Raw genomic sequence first — 3,372 nt, 5'->3', positions numbered from 1 at the left:
CGGCCTCACCGCGCGGCGGATTCGGCGGCGGAGTTCAGAAGCTGGGCGCTGGAACTGAGGCTGCCGCGCACGGAGGCGAGGCTGGCGACGCCAAAGCCGAAGCCCTTCATCGCATTGGACCAGAGCGGCCGGCCGGTGGCGGCCTCCAGCGCGTACATGTAGCCGTGCACGCAGACGATGAGGCGGTCGCCATCCAGCAGCAGGCTGGCGTAGGTCTCGCCGGAGGGGGCGGTCCACTGCCAGATGATTTCGCCCGTGTCCCGGTGCAGGGCGGCGACGCGTTTGTTGAATGCGGTGAAGACGAGGTCGTCGAGGTTCATGGCGGGAAAGAGCCGCCGGAGGCGGGGCCGCGCCAGTGGAAGATGCGGCGCGGTTTGGAATGCGGGGGCGGGGAATGAATGGCCGCAAAAAGGCGCAAAGAAGGAGGCAAAAAACGGAGGTTGTGAGGGGACTGGGAAGGAGGACGGAGAAGCCCCATCTGAGGCTGACTGAGGGGCCTTTTCTCTTTGCCAAGGTGGCTGAGGCGGCCAATTTGGGGTGAACTGGAACCGGCAAAGATGGCATTTTACCACGATGGAGAATCAAGGATTATTCGAGGGCTCACCCAGGCAGGTCTTGTCGAAAGAGCAGGCCTTGGCCTTGTTTCGGGAGAATCAGCGCGGCCGGACACTTACGCGGGTGCCGGGCGGCCAGTTCCAGCCTACACCGAAGAAGCCCGACTTGACGCCATCCTTGGTGAAGAAAGCCGGCTGATCTCACGCGCCAAAGCCGAATCTGGAATGAGGTGGTGCCTGCGTGATGTTCCAACCACTGCAAACGATTGCCAACCATCGCCAACGACTGCAAACGGCTGGGCCTCAGCAGAGCGCTAGGATCGAGGACAGCCGAGCGAAGCGAGACAGACGACCGCAGGGAGCCCGAAGGGTGAGCGCAGCGAATCAACTAGGAGAACGAGAACGAATCAGCGGCTCGCGCCGCCGGACCTCACGGCCTGCGCGCCTGCTGCAGGGCTTCTTCCTTCAGCTTCTGGATCTGTTCATCGCCCTGGGCGATGAGGGGGTCGAACATGGGGATTTCCTTGGCGTTCTGACCCTGCTCGTGTTTGCGGAAGCCGAAGAGGTAGGTCTCGTTGTGCGGGCGCCAGCGGTTGAAGAAGAGGGTGTCTTTGGCGATGACGGCGCGGCGGAGGTTTTCGAGGGCTGGGGAGGGCGCATCGGGCAGCTTGAGGCCGAGGCCTTCGATGAGCTTGGCACTGAGCTTTTCATAGCCTTCGCGGGTGTAGTGCACGCCGTTTTCGGTGAGGGGCTTGCGGATGACGCCTGGCTTGGGGAGGCCGCCCATGAGCTCGAACCAATCGACAAAATACGCGTTCTGCATGAGGGCAAATTTGTGCAGGGCATCGCGCAGGCTGGAGAGGTTGCGGTTCGCGGCGGAGAGGTCTGGCAGCGGGGGCGGCAGGGTCTCCAGCGGCGGCGGGGTGGCGATGATGACGCGCACGCCGGGGGACTTTGCACGGATGAGGTCGATCAGGTTTCGGTAGCCGGTGAGGAACTCGGGCAGGCCGCCGAGGCGCTCAAACGCGAGCTCGCTGCCGTAGCAGAGGATGACGACGGTGGGCTTGAGCATTTCCAGGTGCACGGAGAGGCGCTGCAGGCCTTCCTCAGGCGGGCCGAAGTAGGAGCGCGCATGGCCAAAGACGGTGTCGCCGCTCCAGGCGAGATTGCGCACGGTGACTTTTTCTTCGCCCAGGGCGAGATCCAGCCGGGGCTCAAAGGAGCCGTAGCGCTGCTCGCGCTCCAGCACGGTGTTGCCGATGAGGACGACGCGGTCGCCGTCTTGAAACTGAAAGGAGGAGGGCTGCGCCGGTGCGGAGGCAGCAGGGGCGTCCGTCTCCGGAGCTTGAGCGGATGCGAAGGAGGCGCTCAGAAGCACCACGAGGCCGGCCAGGGATTTCAAATTCATGCGGGCGCTATTGGAGCGGAGGCGGTGGGAGTTGTCTAGAGGGAGGTTTGGGGAGAGGATACTTCGACAATCAACCATCCTTGCTCATCAATCGTCAATCAGGCGTACCCAGGACGCGCCGCAGCCGGAGGATTGACGATTGATGAGCCATCGATTTTTGATTTTTGAGGTGCCAAACCAGCGCTGCGTCGATTTCGGGTTGGTAGGGAACCGCTGTGCGGGTCCGTGATTCCGGGTCTGTCATTGCCCGCAGGCGATCCCAAAGGTGCGCCGTCCTAGGAGCGCCCGGCAGCGGAGGGCGGAGGCGTTTGAAAAGGGGGAGAGCGATGAGGCAGCAGACGCGCTGGGACGAAGGATTCTACGGACGCGCACAGCGCATCCCTACCAGCGCTGCGTGGTGCGGCGCTGCCTCTGGAAACAACTGCAAACCATCGCCAACCACTGCCAACCACTGCAAACTTCCCCCGCCCCTACCGCTTCCTTAGCACCAGAAGCACGTCGGCGTAGCTGTCGTCAAATTTGCGGGGGTCGGTGAGGTCGTAGGTGAAGTCGTAGCACTCCAGGTACTCCAGCTCGGGGACTTTGCGGAGGAGGGCCTTCAGTTGCGCGGCGCTGTAGGTGCGGAACTGCCAACGGGTCTCCTGCGTGTGGGTGCGGCCGGAGTCGGTGATCTTGAGGCGGGTGCGCAGCTGCTCCAGGCGCGTCTTGCGGTCGGCGGGCCAGGTGTGGGTGTTGCAGACGACTTCGATGCTGCCGCGCCTGGCCACCCAGCGCTCGTGCTCGTCTTCCTCGCGGTCGTAATCCGTGAGGTGCAGGCCCAGGAAGAACACGCCCCCGGGGCGCAGGGTGGCGGCCACGCGGCGCAGGCACTCGGCGGCGTCCTTTTCCTTGAGCAGGTATTTGAAGGTGCTGACGAGGCAGTGCGCCAGGTCAAAGCCGCCCTTCACGCCCTTCGGCAGGGTGAAGCTCTGCATCCAGTCCTCCCACAGGCGCGCCTTCAGCCCCGCCTTTTCCAGCCGCTGCTGGGCAAAGGCGATCATGTGCGCGTTGCCATCGAATCCGCTGACCTCCCAGCCGCGACTGGCCAGTTCCAGCGCCAGGCGGCCGCTGCCGCAGGCGGGCTCCAGCAGGCGGTGGCGCGCCACCTTGGCGGGCGTGGCGTATTTGGCGTAGGCCTCTTCCAGAAAGTCCGCCTCCTTGAGGGTGCCGTCGTCAAAGACGATGTCGTAGTAGAGGGGGGTGTCGTACCAGTCGCGCTGTTCGGTGGGCATGGGGGCACCATGGAGCAAAGAGAGCGCTGCGCCACTCCGGCCGTAGGTTGGGTGTGTTTGGCGTGCCGGGCCCTATTTTCCACCCGCAGCGCCCTCCGCCAAACCGCCCGACTGCCAGGACGCCCGCACGCGAATGGCG

Annotated in this window: 3 protein-coding genes; all 3 read right to left on the bottom strand. The window is 64.4% G+C overall.

What is annotated here, in order from left to right; all coding sequences use genetic code 11:
* Positions 1-5: 5 nt before the first annotated feature.
* The 3 genes from WAW39_RS00770 to WAW39_RS00760 all read right to left on the bottom strand — a co-directional run bounded on the left by WAW39_RS00770 (position 6) and on the right by WAW39_RS00760 (position 3,233).
* Positions 6-320, bottom strand: coding sequence for a PQQ-binding-like beta-propeller repeat protein (locus WAW39_RS00770; protein ID WP_422314759.1), 315 nt, complete (start codon positions 318-320; stop codon positions 6-8).
* Between the two features lie 664 nt (positions 321-984).
* On the bottom strand, positions 985-1,962 hold the full coding sequence (locus WAW39_RS00765; protein ID WP_422314757.1) for a GDSL-type esterase/lipase family protein: 978 nt from the start codon (positions 1,960-1,962) through the stop codon (positions 985-987).
* Between the two features lie 470 nt (positions 1,963-2,432).
* Positions 2,433-3,233 (bottom strand): class I SAM-dependent methyltransferase, encoded by an 801-nt coding sequence (locus WAW39_RS00760; RefSeq protein WP_422314755.1) that lies wholly within the window; start codon positions 3,231-3,233, stop codon positions 2,433-2,435.
* Positions 3,234-3,372: the final 139 nt, after the last annotated feature.

The organism is Prosthecobacter sp. (assembly GCF_049294395.1).
Lineage (GTDB): Bacteria > Verrucomicrobiota > Verrucomicrobiia > Verrucomicrobiales > Verrucomicrobiaceae > Prosthecobacter.
This window is presented reverse-complemented; position numbering and strand designations above follow the sequence as displayed.